Raw genomic sequence first — 14,476 nt, 5'->3', positions numbered from 1 at the left:
TGTCAAAGACGTTAGGCATCACATCTGACGAATGGCCTGTCCGGTGACCGCCGCCTAGGCCATTCGCAGCTGCGTATCCTCCCCGCTTGGTCCGACTAGGTGAAAGACACCGTTCCCATGCACGCGTTCGACGGCCATGTGCCCGCAGTAGTGCTCAGACTCGATCGGAATCCGTTCCACCACGGAACCCTCGGCGCCGTCAGATCGCTCGGGCGCAGGGGCGTGGAGGTCCATGCCGTCGTCGAGGCCGGGGGAGGTCCCATGGGGCGTTCGCGCTACCTGCGCGCCGTACATCCCGGGCCGACCGGGGGGTTGGACCCCGAGGCCCCGGAGACGCTGCTGGAGTGCCTCGTCGGCGTGTCGGAGCGGATCGGCAGGCCGGCGGTGCTCGTGGCGATGGACGACCTGAGCGCCATCGCCGTCGCGCGGATCGCGCCGATGCTCGACGGGCGGTTCCGGATCCCCCATCAGCCCGACGGGCTGCCCGCCCGGGTGGCGGACAAGGCGGAGCTGTCGCGGCTGTGCGCGCGCTGGGACGTTCCGCACCCCGAGACGGTGATCCCGGCGAGCGGGGCCGAGGCGGCGGAGGCCGCGTGGCGGCTCGGCCTGCCGGTGGTGGCCAAGTGGAGCCGGCCCTGGCTGCTGCCCGCGGGCGCCGGACTGCGCAGCACCACGCTCGTGCACACCGCCGCCGAGGCGCGCCGGCTGTACGAGCGCACGGAGGAGGCCGGGAGCCGGCTGCTGCTCCAGCGGTTCCTGCCGGCCGGGACGGACACCGACTGGTTCTTCCACGGCGCGTTCGGCCGGGGCGGGCACCCGCTGCTCGCGGGGTCGGGCCGCAAGGAGCTGTCCTGGCCGGTGCGGACGGGGCTGACGGCGGTGGGGCGCTGGCTGCCGGATCCGGCGGTGGAGGAGGCGGCGCTGCGGCTCGCCCGGCGGCTGGGCTACCAGGGGATCCTGGACCTGGACTTCCGCCGGGACGAGAAGGGCTGCTTCCGGCTGGTGGACTTCAACCCCCGGCCGGGCGCGCAGTTCCGGCTGTTCACGGATGCGGGCGGGCTGGACGTGGTCCAGGCGATGTACCTGGACCTGACGGGGCAACGGGTCCCGGAGTCCGCGGGCGGTCCGGGCCGGGTGTTCGTCGCGGAGAACTACGCCCTGCTGGCGGCGGTCCGCGGCCGCCAACTCCCGTGGCGCTCCTCGGCGGGCGGCCGGGACGCCGTCCCGGCTCCGGCGCGGGCCGAGGACGCAGGGGCCGGGGCCGGGCAGGGCCGCACCGCGGGCGAGCGGCCCGGGCCCGCACGGGTGGCTCCGCGGGCGGAGCGGGGGCGGGTGGAGGCGGCCTGGTTCGCCGCCGACGACCCGATGCCGTTCTTCGCGATGCTCGCGGCGTTCCTCGGCCGGGGCGCGGGGAAGGGCGCGCGCGCCCTGCGCGGCGTCCCGGCGCACGGCCGGCGCACGGCACGCGCCGTGGTGCGCGCCCCGCGCCAGCGCGCCCGCGATCTGACCCCGCCGGCCGCCCCGGCCGCCCCGGGGACCCCGGCCGCCTCCGCCGAACCGGACGAGCTGGTGACCCGATGACGCCCCGCCACCCGCCTCCGCCCCCGCCCACCGCTGGAGGCTCGGGCAGGGGCTCGGGGCCCATGAGACTGGAGGGACAGCGGTGACGCGGATGGACGATCTCGTCGTGGTCGGCGCCGGACCGTACGGGCTGTCGATCGCCGCGCACGCGGCGGCGGCCGGGCTCGGCGTACGGGTGCTCGGACGGCCCATGGCCTCGTGGCGGGACCACATGCCCGAGGGCATGTACCTGAAATCGGAGCCCTGGTCCTCCAACCTGTCCGCGCCCGGCGGCCGGCACACCCTCGCCGCGTACTGCGCCGGCCGCGGTATGGCGGCCGAGCACGGCAGCCCGCTGCCGATCGACGTGTTCAGCTCGTACGGCATGTGGTTCGCCCGCCGCGCCGTGCCCGAGGTGGAGGAGGTGACGGTCACCGAGGTCTCCCCGCAGGGCGACGGCTTCCTGGTCCGCACCGCCGAGGGGCCGCCGCTGCTCGCCCGGACGGTCGCGCTCGCCGTCGGGGTGATGCCGTTCGTCCACCTCCCCGGGCCGCTGCGGGAGCTGCCCCCCGGGCACTGCTCGCACAGCAGCGGTCACCGCGACCTGGCCCGGTTCGCCGGCCGGGAGGTCGCCGTGATCGGGGCCGGGCAGGCGGCCCTGGAGACCGCCGCCCTGCTGGCGGAGAACGGGGCCCGGCCCTGCCTGGTCGCCCGCCGGTCCCGGCTGAACTGGAACACCGCGCCCCAGCCGCTTCAGCGCCCGGTGCTGCGCGCCCTGCGCGATCCGCACAGCGGCCTCGGCACCGGCTGGCGCAGCTGGGTGTGGTCGGAGCTGCCCTGGGCGGTGCGCCGGCTGCCCGCGCCGACCCGGGAGCGGATCGCGGCGACCGCGCTCGGGCCCGCCGGGGCCTGGTGGCTGCGGGACCGCTTCGAGCGGAGCGTCCCGGTGCTGCTGGGGCACCGGCTGCACCGGGCGGTGGCGGTGGGCGAGCGGACCCGGCTCGGGCTGACCACCGCGGCCGGGGAGTCCGTCGTACTGGACGTCGCGCACGTCGTCGCGGCCACCGGGTTCACCCCGGACCTGGGGCGCCTGGAGCTGCTGGACGCCCGGCTGCGGGCCGCCTTGGACACTGTCGGGGACGGCGGCACGCCGGAGCTGAGCGCCGGTTTCGAGTCCTCGTGGCCGGGGCTGTTCTTCGCGGGGCTGCTGACGGCTCCCTCATTCGGCCCTTCCATGCGATTCGTGCACGGTGCGGGGTTCACGGCGGGGAGACTGGTCGCAGGAGTCCGAAAGCGCCTCGGCTCCCCGGGCGGGCCGGCGGGCTCCACCGGGACCGTACGGCCCGACCGGGCCGGTGCCGGGCATCCGAAGACGTCTCTGCGGTGAGGTCGAGAGGGGACCGCGATGAGTGCGGAGCAGCGAGCACAGGGCGGCCGTGGCTGGGTGCGCATTCCCGCGAGCCGGGCGGAGCAGCCCGGCGCGGCCAGGCCCGGTGCGAGGCCCGCGCCGAGGCCCTCGGCCAGGGCCGCCGCCGCCTCGCCGTACGCCCCTCCCGCCCACACCCCTCCCGGGCACGCGGCACCGGACCAGCCGACGATCTACCTCTCCCTCGTCAAGCGCTGGCAGGAGGCCGGGCGCACCCTTCCGGGGCATCCTGACGAGGAGTGGGAGCGGCTGATCTCCCAGCCGTGCTGGCCCGGCCGTTAGGTGGTGTGTCTCGTGGCAGCGGCGGAGCGCGACAGATCCGGGCAGGGCAGCCGGGACCCGGTGACGGGGCCCGGCGAGCGGCTCGCGCTGAACGGCATGGGCAGCTTCGAGTGGGACCTGGCCGCCGGGACGCTGACGCTCGACGAGTCCGGGCTCGTGGTCTTCGACCTGGAGCGGGGGGAGTTCGACGACACCCCGGAGGGGCTGGGGCTGCGCATCCCGGCCGACGACGGCGCCCGGCTGGCGGAGTCCACGCAGGCGGCCCTGGACGGCGGCATGGAGACGTACGGCTCGTACTTCACCGTGCAGCGGCGCGACGGCGTCGACCAGTGGACGCACACGCAGGGCCGGATCCTGCGCGACGCCGACGGGCGGCCCCGGCGGATCGTCGGGATCGTCCGGGACGCGACCGCCGAGCTCGCCCACGCCACCGTGTTGCGGAAGCTGGAGTCGGCGCGGGCCCAGCAGGCCACGATCGTGCAGCGGACGACGGAGGCCCTGTCGCGGGCGGTGACGGTCGACGACGTCACGGCCACGCTGACCGGGGCGGGGGCGCTGGAGCGGCTCGGCGCGGACGGGCTGGCCCTGGGGCTGGTCGAGAACGGCGCAATCAAGATCATCGCGCTGAGCGGGGAGTCGCTGGAGATCCTCAGCGAGCGGCAGTTCACCCGGCTGGACGGCTCGCTGCCGCTGTCGCAGGCGGTGCTCACCCGCAAGGCGCGGTTCGTCACCTCCCTCACCGAACTGGCGGGCGAGTTCCCGCTGCTCGCGGACTACCTGCGCCGGATCCGCTTCGACGCCGCCGCCTATCTGCCGCTGATCGCGCAGGCCAAGGCGATCGGCGGGCTGGTGCTGTTCTACCGGCGGCGCAGCGAGTTCAGCCCGGAGGAGCGCAACCTGTGCCTCGGCCTGGCCGGCATCGTGGCGCAGTCCCTCCAGCGGGCCCTCCTGTTCGACCAGGAGCGGGAGTTCGCCACGGGCCTGCAGGCCTCGATGCTGCCGCGCCGGATCCCCGAGATCAGCGGCGGGGAGATCGCGGTGCGCTACCACTCCGCGTGGAGCGGGCGGGAGGTCGGCGGGGACTGGTACGACGTGATCGCGCTGCCCCGCGACCGGGTCGGCATCGTCGTGGGCGACGTACAGGGCCACGACACGCACGCGGCGGCGATCATGGGCCAGCTGCGGATCGCGCTGCGGGCGTACGCGGGGGAGGGCCATCCGCCGTCCACCGTCCTGGCCCGGGCCTCCCGCTTCCTGGCCGAACTGGACACCGAGCGCTTCGCGACCTGCATGTACGCACAGGTGGACCTGGAGACCGGCGGCGTACGGGCGGTCCGCGCGGGCCATCTCGGGCCGCTGATCCGGCACACGGACGGGCGTACGGGCTGGCCCAACGTACGGGGCGGTCTGCCGCTCGGGCTGGCCTCGGTCTTCGAACAGGAGGACTTCCCCGAGACCCGGCTCGACCTGGTCCCCGGGGAGACGCTGGTGCTGTGCACCGACGGCCTGGTCGAGGAGCCCGGCACCGCCATCACCCAGGGCATGGAGGCCCTCGCCCACGCCGTGCGCAGCGGCCCGCAGGAGGCGGGGGCGCTCGCCGACCACCTGTCGGACCGGCTCTGGGAGCGCTGGGGCTCCGGGGACGACGTGGCCCTGCTGGTGCTGCGCCGGGCCCCCGACCCGGGCACCCACCGGGCCCCGCGGATCCACCAGTACATCCACCAGGCGGACCCGGAGGGCCTCTCGGAGGCCCGCTACGCCCTGCGCCAGGCCCTGCGCGACTGGGGCATGCCGGAGCTCGCCGACGACGTGGAACTGGCCGCCGGGGAACTGCTGGTCAACGCCCTGCTGCACACGGACGGCGGGGCGGTGCTGACCATGGAGGTGCTGCCGGAGCCGGTCCGGCGGATCCGGCTGTGGGTCAAGGACCGCTCCAGCGTCTGGCCGCGCCGGCGCACCCCGGGGGAGGCCGCGACCACCGGGCGCGGGCTGCTGCTGGTGGACGCGCTGGCCACGCACTGGGGCGTGGAGTCCCGGGGCGACGGCAAGGCGGTGTGGTGCGAATTCGACGTCGCGGGCAGCGTGCGCAGCATGGGGTGATCGCGCGATCACCCCGAGTTGTGGGATGTCGGGTCCGGAGTGATGATGCGGTCCATGGAACGGACGACCGACGACCACACGGACCGGGATCCCGCCGTGCACCGGCTGAACAAGCGGCCGGGCAGGGGGGCCACGACCGCTCTCCTCACGCTGCTCCTGCTGGCCGTCGGCGTACCGACGGCCGTGCACCGTACGGCCGGACGCCCGCACGCGGATCCCGGTTGCCGGACCGTCGCGTTCATGTCGATGACCGGCGTGGCCCCCGCCTGCCGGTAGCGGCGGCTACCGGCCGCGGGTGGGCCGGGTCGGCTCGGCTCGGCTGCGGCTCCGCGGTGGCTCAGCCGTGCTTCTCCTCCAGCCAGATGTCCCGCCCGGTCTCCGCCAGGTAGGCCACGCTCAGCTTGAACCCGGAGTGCAGGCTCGCCGCCTGGAGCCTGGCCTGCGCGCCGGCCGCGCCCGGGTGCACGTTCACCAGCTCCAGCGAGGCGGACGCGGACCAGTCGTGCTCCACTCCGTCGCAGACGGCCTCCTCGCCGCCGAAGCCCAGGCGGGTCGAGTCCTGGGTGAGCGTGACCTGGATCTGCACTCCACGGGGTGACGAGGGCTCGCACCTGTAGGTCCCGAAAAGGGTGACGTGGCCGCTTTCGGAAATGTGACCGATTTCCCGTACGGAAATCTGATTTTCGTGGGAGTGGGCGTTGGCCGGTGCGGTGAATGCGGTGGCGGCGGTCAGTGCGGAAAGCACCGTCACGGCCAGGCGGCGGGCGGAAACTCGCATGAATCCTCCATGGGGGCTGGGTCGACACAAAAGCGCCGAAACGCATTGTGCTGGCAGATGGCGGGCAACTCCTTCCGCACACTCGTGTCGGTGTGTGCAATTGCCCGCTCGGGCGCGTGAGACTGGCCGGAATACCTCACCGAAGGTCCCCGAAGGGATCACGCATGCGTCAGTCCGCTTCCGTCCTCGCCGCCGCTCTCCTGCCCTTGCTGCTGTTCGGTGCCACGGCCTGCTCCGGCGCCCCCGAGGGGGCCGCGCTCGCCCCCGCCGCTGCGCCCGCCGTCCCGGTCGACGACGGGGCGCCCGGGGCCGCGGAGGATCCGGCGGCCGGGGCCCCGGGGGCGGCCCCGGCCGCCTCGAAGGATGCCCATGTGGGCGACTCCGTACGGGTGCGAGGCCGCCAGGTGGGCCGACACCTGCAGGCCGTGCTCAACGCGTACGTCGACCCGGCGGTCAGCGTGGAGAAGGACTACGCCCCGCCCGCGGGCAAGCGCTGGGTGGCCGCCTCGATGTCGTTCGTCAACGTCGGCGGGGACTCGTACGGGGACCTCGGGCAGATGTGGGCCTACGACAGCGCGGGCGGTCGCCACGGGGTGGTGCCGACCGGTGAACTGACCACCGGAAAACCGCTCGTCTTCGATTCCCTCGCCGTCGGCCAGCGGGCCGAGGGATGGGTGGTGTTCGAAATCCCGGAAAAGGCGCGCATCGTGCGGCTCCGGTACCAGGACGCGAACGTGCAGGCGAATTCCGGAGAAGGATTCTGGGTCGTCTAGCCCGCCCGGGTGAAAGGCCGAAAAGGCGCGGCGGAGAGAGCACTAGGGTGCGGCGCATGACTTCAACTCAAGCCGAAACCGACCGGTCCCATCTCGGCACCCTTTCCGTGCTCGCCTGGATCGGTGACCCCTCCGAGGGCCACGACATCCCGTACCTGCTCGCCTACACCCTCGGTGACGGGCCGCAGGGGCGCGAGGCCGGCGAGGCGGCCGCCCGCGGGCTGCTGGAGGAGATCGGCCTGCCCATCGGTGACGTGGTCATGGACGGCACCCGCAACCCGGCCGGCTTCCCCGTGCAGATCGTGCTCGCGGACAACCAGGTCGCGCTGACCCTGCCGGGGCTGAACGCGACCTGCACCGCCCCGGACGAGTGGGTCGCTGCGGCCAACGAGAGCGGCCAGGCGTACTTCCTGTTCGCCACGCGCGCCTGGCCCGAGGCCGTCCCGGGCCAGCCGGTCGACCCGAAGACCCTCCAGGAGTTCGCGGGCGACGAGTCCGTGCTCACGGGCAGCGCCCACTGCGTGCTCGCGGTGCGGCGCCTCCAGTAGGGGCGCTTCCCGGGATCCGCTCCCGGGGGTCCGCTTCCCGGGATCCCCGGGGATCCCACTCCCTGCTCCGGCCGCCGGGCTCCCAGCCCGCCCGGTGGCCGGCCGCGCCCCTCAGGGGCGCTCGAAGGCGAACTTCAGCGAGCGGACCCGGTTGTCGAAGTTCGAGCCCGCCAGGTCCGGCAGCCCCACCGCCCGCAGCCCCACCGGCCGGGTCAGCAGCTCGCGGAACAGGGCCTTCATCTCCACCCGGGCCAGGTGCGCGCCCAGGCAGAAGTGCGGGCCGCCGCCGCCGAAGCCCAGGTGCGGATTGGGCGAGCGGGTGATGTCGAAGGCGTCGGGGTCGGGGAAGAGCGCCTCGTCGCGGTTGGCGGAGGCGTAGTACAGCACCACCTTGTCGCCGGGCCGGAACAGGTGCCCGCCCAGGGTGTGTTCGGCGGCCACCGTCCGGCGGAACTGGATGATCGGCGTCGAGTGGCGGATCATCTCGTCCACCGCGCCGTCCGCGTACGTCTCGAAGTCCCCGAGCAGCAGGTCCCGTTGGGCGGGGTGGTCGGTGAGCAGGGTCAGCCCGTGGGTGATCGCGTTGCGCGTGGTCTCCACCCCGGCCACCATCAGCAGCGAGAAGAACGCGCCGAGCTGGCGGGCGTTCAGCGCCTGATCTCCGGCTGCCCCGTTGACGTTCGCGCTGACCAGGGCCGAGATCAGGTCACCGGTGGGGTTCTTGCGCCGCTCCCGGCCGATGCCCGCGACCATCCGCTGCATCTTGGCCAGGGCCCGCAGCCCGCGCCCGGGCATCCGCAGCCGCGAGGCCAGGCCCCGCTCGACGCCGATGTTCTCCGAGGCGTGGTTGACGCGGTCGGCGATCTCGGCGCGGTAGCGCTCCGGGATCCCCATCATGTTGCAGATGACCTCCAGCGGCAGCCGGGAGGCCACGGCCGTGACGAACTCGTCGGGCTCCTGCGCCAGTACGTCGTCCACGATCCGGGCGGCCACCGCGTGGATGTCCGCCTCGGCCGCCGCCAGCAGCCGTGGGGTGAACGCCCGCTGCACGATCTTGCGCAGCCGGGCGTGGTCCGCGCCGTCCAGGTTGACCATCGAGTCCCCGAACAGCGCCCGCACCCACCGGGCCGGCTCGGGCGTGGTCACCCCGGGCGCGCTGGCGAACACCTTGGGTAGCCGGCTCGCCTCCTGCACGTCCGCGTGCCGTACGAGGGCCCAGTGCCCGCGGCCCTTCCCCTCGGGCACGTAGACCGGGGAGTCCAGGGCCCGCAGCCGGGCGAACGCCGCGAGCCGCGCCGCCGGGGGCTGCTGCCAGAACGCCGGGTCGGCGAGCTCCCCGTACTCCGCCACCGTCGCGCCCGTGTCCGCGTACCGCTGTACCGGGACGTTCATCGTTTCTTCTCCCTGTCGCCGGCGCGCTCGCCGTGGCCGCCGCGGCCGCGGAGCCCGCCGTCCTCACGCACCAGAACGCTCGCGGTGGGCCAAGGTCACGCCCACCGCGACGGAGGCCGCGGCGACCAGCCCGGCCCACAGCACCGCGTGCGCGCCGGTCCACGCGCAGGCGAGGATCGCCAGCGCCGTGAGCGGCAGCACCAGCTGCTGGGCGATACCGCGCTTGAAGTGGCGGGAGTGCAGGAGCCAGACGAAGGCCAGGAAGAGCGCCGCCGGGATGCACACCGAGAGGTTCGCGGACAGGGCCGAGATGTGGGCCTCGCCGACCGCGTGCTCGATCGCCACCTCGATGCCGGCGCCGATGGCCGCGGCCGACGCGAAGATCACGTAATGCCCGTACCCCCACGGGATGGCCTCGCGGTTGCTCTGCAGCCGGTCGTGCGCGGGGACCGCGAAGTAGATCCACCAGGCCGCGAAGACCAGCAGTAGCCCGCCGGCGGCGATCGGCAGCAGCTCGCCCAGCGCCTCGTGCTCGTCGATCGCCGACTGGACCGCGACCGTGCTGGCGGCGATGGTCTCGCCGAGCACGATGATGGTGAACAGGCCGTACCGTTCGGCGATGTGGTGCGGATGCCACTGGGTCTGGTAGCTCCGCTCGGCGAGGAGCGGAATCAGCAGCTCCACCATCACGAGCACCAGGAACAGCCATCTGCGGGACTGCTCGGGCGCCCAGAGCAGCGCGACCCAGCCGACCTGGCAGACCAGCAGGCCGATCGCGTACGTGAGCGCGGTGCGCCGGGCCGGGCCCTGCTCCCCGGCAGCGGCGCGCAGCCACTGCGCGGTGAGCGCGAGCCGCATCACCACGTAGCCGAGGACGGAGATGGTCCAGTCGTTGTCGTTGAAGGCGCGCGGGATCCCGGCCGAGTAGATGAGCACACCGGAGATCTGCACCAGGGTCGCGATCCGGTACGGCACGTCGTCGACGTCGTAGGCGGAGGCGAACCAGGTGAAGTTCATCCAGGCCCACCACACCCCGAAGAACACGAAGAGGTAGCCGGTGATGCCGGCGCCGACATGGCCCTCGGCGAGCGCGTGGACGAGCTGCCGGCCGGCCTGCGCCACGGCGACGACGAAGCAGAGGTCGAAGAACAGCTCCAGCGGGGTCGAGGCCCGGTGGCCCTCGTCCCGGCTGCGGGAGGTCATCGGTACGTAGGTCATACCGCACAGGACAGCAGCCGTACGCCGGTCGGCAGGCGAGGCGCGCGGCGCCGACGGGGCAGCGTCCCCCCTGACCTACGGACTGTGGGCGAGGGGACTTGTCCTTGACGCCCGCGCGAGGTTCTCCTCTGACGCCGGAGGGCGGGCGGGGCGGAGCCTGGAGGGGTCAGGACCCTCAGGAGTCTTCTCAAACCCCCCGGACATGCCATGAGTTCCGCGACGCAGGAGCTGGCAGCTTCTGGGCGTTCTTCATCGGCTCCTACGCCACCTGCCTGGCCGTGTGCCGGTGGTTCCACGCCCGGCCGGGCGCCGAGGCTCCCAGCTGACCCGGGGCCGGGGCCGGGGCCAGGGCGGGAGCGGAGTCGCAGGCCCGGGTGGGGGCGGCCGTACCCTGGAGGTATGAGCAGCGCCCCCGCCTCCGACCCGCAGCCCCCGCAGGCCTCACAGCCCGAGCCCCGGCCCGAGGCCGCTCCCGCGGCGCGGCCCAAGCCCCGGCTCGTCTTCGACGACCCGCTGGACCAGCAGTCCTCGGACGACACCGACCGCGGGTGGGGCGAGCGGCCGGCCTCCGCCGGGAGCGCGGCCGATCTGGCCCGCTTCCTCGACGAGAAGCCGCCGCACCACGTCTGACCTGCTAGTACCCCTGCCCGGGGTTGCCGTACGGGCCGCCCTGACCGCCATACCCGCCTTGGCCGCCCTGGCCATTCCGGCTGCGCTGGGCGATGAGCTCGTCGCGGATCTCCTTGAGGACCACCAGCTCGGTGATCTCCATGGTCTCCTGGACGCCCTCCTTGGCCCGGCGGCGCTGCTCCATCCTGGCCAGGTACTTGGCCATCGGCAGCACCATCAGGAAGTAGACGACCGCGGCGGTGATCAGGAAGGTCAGGGCGGCGTTCAGCACCGAGCCCCAGAGGATGTTCACGCCGATGGCATCCCCCTTCGCGTCGATGCCGCAGGGGCCCTTCAGGCAGGACGTGTAACCGTCCAGGCTCTTCGTGCCGACGGCGCCGACCAGCGGGCTGATGATCCCCTTCACCACCGAGTTCACGATGTTCGTGAACGCGGCGCCGATGACGACCGCCACCGCCAGGTCGACCACATTGCCGCGCATCAGGAAGGCCTTGAAGCCTGCCAGGACGCTCTCCTTCTTCTTCTCGCTCACCACTGAGCCTCTCTTCGAATCCGCCGAACATGGAGCCAACGGTTCCGAAAGCTACGGCAGTCCGGGCACGGCGTGTCCAATCGGGGCCTGACTTGAGGTGACTTGACTGCACTTCAGTCCGATTCAGCACAACGTCACCGCCAGTCGTGCCACCGCGCCCGCCCCGACGAGGGCTCGCGCGGTATCCCGGGGCACCGACAGGACCACCAGTGCCCCGGCGTCCCCCGCACCCTTCTCCGGATCGGGCACTTCGGCCACGCGGGCGCCCGCGGCCACCACCCGGGGCGAGCCCGCGCGCTCCGCCGCGACCACGTCCACCCGGTCCCCGGGCCGCAACAGCCGCACCGTCGCCGCGTCCGCGATGCGCACCGGCGCCGACACCCACCGCACCGCCGCCGGCGCCGGTTTCACCTCCGGCGGCGCGGCGCCCCGCGAAGCCTGGGCCTCGGCCGCGCCCACCACCGCCAGCGCGGCCGCCAGGACGGCCAGGCCGGCCGACGCGGCCCGCCGCCGACGCCGTACGGCGCGGCGCAGCCGGTCTGCGCCCCGGCCCGAGCGAAGCGGGGGAAAGGCCGGTACGGGGCGCGCGGGGGGACACGTGGAAGAGAGGGAAGAGGGGGAAGAGGGGGAGAAGCACGAGGTCTTGGACATGACGGTCACCACCGGCGAATCGAGTTCCGATGCCCGGACCCTGCGCCCGGACACCCCTCACGATCCGCCGCCCCGCGAAACCCCGCTCACGCCTGTGGACAATCCCCAGCCTGTGGAAAACCTCGTCACCCACACGAGTGGGCCGCCGTCAGGCTCCGGCGATCTCCTCGCGCAGGACCAGGGCCAGCAGCCCGGGGAACCGCGCGTCGAACTCCGCGCGCCGCAGCCGGTTGACGCGCCCCCGCCCCTGGTCGCGCTGTTCCAGCAGCCCCGCCGCGCGGAGCACCGCGAAGTGGTGACTGAGGGCCGCCTTGCCCACCGGCACGTCGAAGGTGCCGCAGCTGCGCTCCCAGTCGGCCGCGCCCGCCAGCTCCCGTACCAGCCGCAGCCGCACCGGGTCGGCGAGGGCGGCGAGGGCGGTCTGGACGGGTACCTCGTCGGGGTGGGTGTGCTCGGGTTCGGCCCGGTGTCCCATCGCGGTCCCTCCCTGGATGTCGGCGCGACCTTGCGGAATGTTCGATGAAAACCGTACATTCGTGGTGCGCAGTGTTCGCATTTCATTGAACAGTCTAGCCGGAGGTACCAGCCATGCACGCAATCGAGTTCCAGGAGACGGGCGGACCCGAGGTGCTCCACATCGCCGAGGTCCCCGTACCGGAGCCGGGCCCGGGCGAGGTGAGCATCGACGTCGCCTATGCCGGAGTCAACTTCGCCGACGTCCTGGCCCGGGCCGACGGCTACCGCGTCCCGGCCCTTCCCTTCCGCCCCGGCCTGGAGATCTCCGGCCGGATCCGGGCCGTGGGCCCCGGCGTCGACGGCCTGCGCCCCGGCCTGGAAGTCGCCGCCCTCACCTCGCACAGCGGCTACGCCGAGGTCGCCGTCGCCCCCGCCGCCACCGTCTTCGCGCTTCCCGAAGGCATCTCGCTGCGCACCGCCGCCACCCTGCCGACGGTCCTGCCCACGGCCCAGGGCCTCGTGCACCGGGTCGGCCGGCTGCGCGCCGGGGAGACCGTACTCGTCCAGAGCGCGGCGGGCGGCGTCGGCACGGTCGCCGGCCAGCTCGCCCGGCTCGCCGGGGCGAGCGCCGTCTACGGGGTCGTCTCCCGCCCCGAGAAGGCCGAGGAAGCCCTCAAGTACGGCTACGACGAGGTGTTCGTCGGCGACGGGTTCACCGAGGGCGTGCGCCGAGCCACCGGCGGCCGCGGAGTCGACCTCGCCCTCGACCCCGTCGGCGGCGACACCTTCCGCCGCAGCCTGGACTCCCTCGCGCGGTTCGGCCGCCTCGTCGCCTTCGGGAACGCCGGCGCAGCCGCCCCGTGGCAGATCGGGCAGTCCGAGCTCAACCCGCGCGGGCTCTCCGTCGGAGGCTTCTCCGTCCTCACCCTCGCCCAGGACGACCCCGAAGCGCTGCGCGCCCTCGCCGCCGATTCCTTCCGCCTCGCCGCGAGCGGCCGGATCGAGCTGCCGGTCACCGCCGAGTTCCCGCTCGACCGGGCGGCCGAGGCGCACCGGCTGCTGGCCGGACGCGCCACCACCGGCAAGCTGCTGCTGCGGGTCGCGGGCGAGTGAGCACCGGGTCGCTACGCGCCGGTCCTTACGCGGCGCAGCGCGGCACCGGGTCGGCGGCCCGCTGGCGGTGCACGCCGCCGTCGGGGCCGATGGCGTACAGGGTTCCGCCGCCGCCGCCGCTCGCGAAGACGAAGGCGTCCTCGGTCACGGCAGTTCGATGCCGAGGTCCCAGCCGTCGTGGGCGTGGGTGCACAGGCAGGCGCGGGATTCCGTCGCGGGGAGGGCCGACACCGCGTCGAAGAGGACCTCGCGCAGGCGGCCGACGTTCTCGCCGAACACCTTCAGGACCTCGGTGTGGGACACGCCCTCACCCGTCTCCGCGCCCGCGTCCAGGTCGGTGACCAGCGCCATCGACGTGTAGCAGAGCCCCAGCTCGCGGGCGAGGACCGCCTCCGGGTGGCCCGTCATGCCAACGACCGACCAGCCCATCGCCGCGTGCCACTTCGACTCGGCGCGGGTCGAGAAGCGCGGGCCCTCGACCACGACCATCGTGCCGCCGTCCACCGGCTCCCACTCCCGGCCCCGCGCCGCCGCCAGCGCCGCCGAGCGGCCCACCGGGCAGTACGGGTCGGCGAAGGTCGTGTGCACGACGTTCGGCACGCTGCCGTCGGGCAGCGGCTCGCCGTCGAAGAAGGTCTGGGCGCGGGACTTCGTACGGTCGACCAGCTGGTCGGGAACGAGCAGCGTGCCCGGACCGTACTCGGTGCGCAGGCCGCCGACCGCGCACGGGCCGAGCACCTGGCGCACGCCCACCGAGCGCAGCGCCCACAGGTTGGCCCGGTAGTTGATCTTGTGGGGCGGGACCTTGTGGCTGCGGCCGTGGCGCGGGAGGAAGGCGACCTGGCGCCCGGCCAGCTCGCCGATGAAGAGGGAGTCGCTCGGGGGCCCGTACGGGGTGTCCACCTGGACCTCGGAGACATCGTCCAGGAAGGAGTAGAAGCCCGAGCCGCCGATGACACCGATCTCTGCGTTAGCCATGCGGCCACCCTAACCGGGCATGCGTAAGGCCCCGCCGCC

General features: G+C 73.8%; 17 protein-coding genes. 9 read left to right on the top strand and 8 right to left on the bottom strand.

Translation table 11 applies throughout. The annotated features are described in order from the left end of the window. Nucleotides 1-117: 117 nt before the first annotated feature. From OG509_RS16085 to OG509_RS16065, 5 genes are all read left to right on the top strand, one after another. Nucleotides 118-1,581, top strand: a complete 1,464-nt coding sequence (locus tag OG509_RS16085) for an ATP-grasp domain-containing protein (RefSeq protein WP_406183240.1) — start codon at nt 118-120, stop codon at nt 1,579-1,581. Between the two features lie 91 nt (nt 1,582-1,672). Then, on the top strand, nt 1,673-2,947 hold the full coding sequence (locus OG509_RS16080; RefSeq protein WP_406183239.1) for an NAD(P)-binding domain-containing protein: 1,275 nt from the start codon (nt 1,673-1,675) through the stop codon (nt 2,945-2,947). Between the two features lie 18 nt (nt 2,948-2,965). After that, nucleotides 2,966-3,268: a hypothetical protein gene (locus OG509_RS16075; RefSeq protein WP_406183238.1), complete on the top strand. Its 303-nt coding sequence runs from the start codon at nt 2,966-2,968 to the stop codon at nt 3,266-3,268. 12 nt (nt 3,269-3,280) lie between these two features. After that, nucleotides 3,281-5,368 carry a SpoIIE family protein phosphatase gene (locus tag OG509_RS16070; RefSeq protein ID WP_406183237.1) on the top strand — a complete coding sequence of 696 codons (2,088 nt, stop codon included), beginning with the start codon at nt 3,281-3,283 and terminating at the stop codon, nt 5,366-5,368. A gap of 54 nt (nt 5,369-5,422) precedes the next feature. After that, nucleotides 5,423-5,644: a hypothetical protein gene (locus OG509_RS16065; RefSeq protein ID WP_406183236.1), complete on the top strand. Its 222-nt coding sequence runs from the start codon at nt 5,423-5,425 to the stop codon at nt 5,642-5,644. 61 nt (nt 5,645-5,705) lie between these two features. Here OG509_RS16065 and OG509_RS16060 read toward each other — a convergent pair whose 3' ends face one another. Beyond that, nucleotides 5,706-6,146 (bottom strand): DUF6299 family protein, encoded by a 441-nt coding sequence (locus OG509_RS16060; protein ID WP_406183235.1) that lies wholly within the window; start codon nt 6,144-6,146, stop codon nt 5,706-5,708. Nucleotides 6,147-6,310: 164 nt separating this feature from the next. Here OG509_RS16060 and OG509_RS16055 point away from each other — a divergent pair, with 164 nt between their 5' ends. Together OG509_RS16055 and OG509_RS16050 are read left to right on the top strand one after the other, a co-directional pair. Beyond that, nucleotides 6,311-6,919 carry a hypothetical protein gene (locus OG509_RS16055; RefSeq protein WP_406183234.1) on the top strand — a complete coding sequence of 203 codons (609 nt, stop codon included), beginning with the start codon at nt 6,311-6,313 and terminating at the stop codon, nt 6,917-6,919. Nucleotides 6,920-6,975: 56 nt separating this feature from the next. Further along, nucleotides 6,976-7,467, top strand: a complete 492-nt coding sequence (locus OG509_RS16050) for a DUF5949 family protein (RefSeq protein ID WP_406183233.1) — start codon at nt 6,976-6,978, stop codon at nt 7,465-7,467. Between the two features lie 111 nt (nt 7,468-7,578). Here OG509_RS16050 and OG509_RS16045 read toward each other — a convergent pair whose 3' ends face one another. Together OG509_RS16045 and OG509_RS16040 are read right to left on the bottom strand one after the other, a co-directional pair. Beyond that, nucleotides 7,579-8,859, bottom strand: coding sequence for a cytochrome P450 (locus OG509_RS16045; RefSeq protein ID WP_406183232.1), 1,281 nt, complete (start codon nt 8,857-8,859; stop codon nt 7,579-7,581). A gap of 63 nt (nt 8,860-8,922) precedes the next feature. Beyond that, nucleotides 8,923-10,077, bottom strand: a complete 1,155-nt coding sequence (locus tag OG509_RS16040; protein ID WP_406183231.1) for a low temperature requirement protein A — start codon at nt 10,075-10,077, stop codon at nt 8,923-8,925. 399 nt (nt 10,078-10,476) lie between these two features. On the opposite strand from OG509_RS16040, the gene OG509_RS16035 reads away from it, so the two are divergent. After that, nucleotides 10,477-10,707: a hypothetical protein gene (locus tag OG509_RS16035; RefSeq protein ID WP_406183230.1), complete on the top strand. Its 231-nt coding sequence runs from the start codon at nt 10,477-10,479 to the stop codon at nt 10,705-10,707. Nucleotides 10,708-10,711: 4 nt separating this feature from the next. Here OG509_RS16035 and mscL read toward each other — a convergent pair whose 3' ends face one another. From mscL to OG509_RS16020, 3 genes are all read right to left on the bottom strand, one after another. Then, the gene (mscL, locus tag OG509_RS16030; protein WP_406183229.1) at nt 10,712-11,239 is read right to left on the bottom strand and encodes a large conductance mechanosensitive channel protein MscL; all 528 of its coding nucleotides are present in this window, start codon (nt 11,237-11,239) and stop codon (nt 10,712-10,714) included. 123 nt (nt 11,240-11,362) lie between these two features. Next, the gene (locus tag OG509_RS16025; RefSeq protein WP_406183228.1) at nt 11,363-11,890 is read right to left on the bottom strand and encodes a hypothetical protein; all 528 of its coding nucleotides are present in this window, start codon (nt 11,888-11,890) and stop codon (nt 11,363-11,365) included. A gap of 148 nt (nt 11,891-12,038) precedes the next feature. After that, complete coding sequence (locus OG509_RS16020; RefSeq protein WP_385589419.1) at nt 12,039-12,365, bottom strand: ArsR/SmtB family transcription factor; 327 nt, start codon at nt 12,363-12,365, stop codon at nt 12,039-12,041. Nucleotides 12,366-12,478: 113 nt separating this feature from the next. Here OG509_RS16020 and OG509_RS16015 point away from each other — a divergent pair, with 113 nt between their 5' ends. Further along, nucleotides 12,479-13,459 carry a zinc-binding alcohol dehydrogenase family protein gene (locus tag OG509_RS16015; protein WP_406183227.1) on the top strand — a complete coding sequence of 327 codons (981 nt, stop codon included), beginning with the start codon at nt 12,479-12,481 and terminating at the stop codon, nt 13,457-13,459. A 25-nt stretch (nt 13,460-13,484) separates the two neighbouring features. Here OG509_RS16015 and OG509_RS16010 read toward each other — a convergent pair whose 3' ends face one another. Next, nucleotides 13,485-13,607, bottom strand: a complete 123-nt coding sequence (locus OG509_RS16010) for a hypothetical protein (protein WP_406183226.1) — start codon at nt 13,605-13,607, stop codon at nt 13,485-13,487. Beyond that, the gene (locus tag OG509_RS16005; protein ID WP_406183225.1) at nt 13,604-14,437 is read right to left on the bottom strand and encodes an S-methyl-5'-thioadenosine phosphorylase; all 834 of its coding nucleotides are present in this window, start codon (nt 14,435-14,437) and stop codon (nt 13,604-13,606) included. The genes OG509_RS16010 and OG509_RS16005 overlap by 4 nt, the downstream gene beginning before the upstream one ends. Nucleotides 14,438-14,476 lie beyond the last annotated feature (39 nt).

This window comes from Streptomyces sp. NBC_01006 (assembly GCF_045162725.1).
GTDB lineage: Bacteria > Actinomycetota > Actinomycetes > Streptomycetales > Streptomycetaceae > Streptomyces.
The sequence above is the reverse complement of the archived record's forward strand: the minus strand, read 5'-3'. Positions and strand labels throughout refer to the sequence as shown.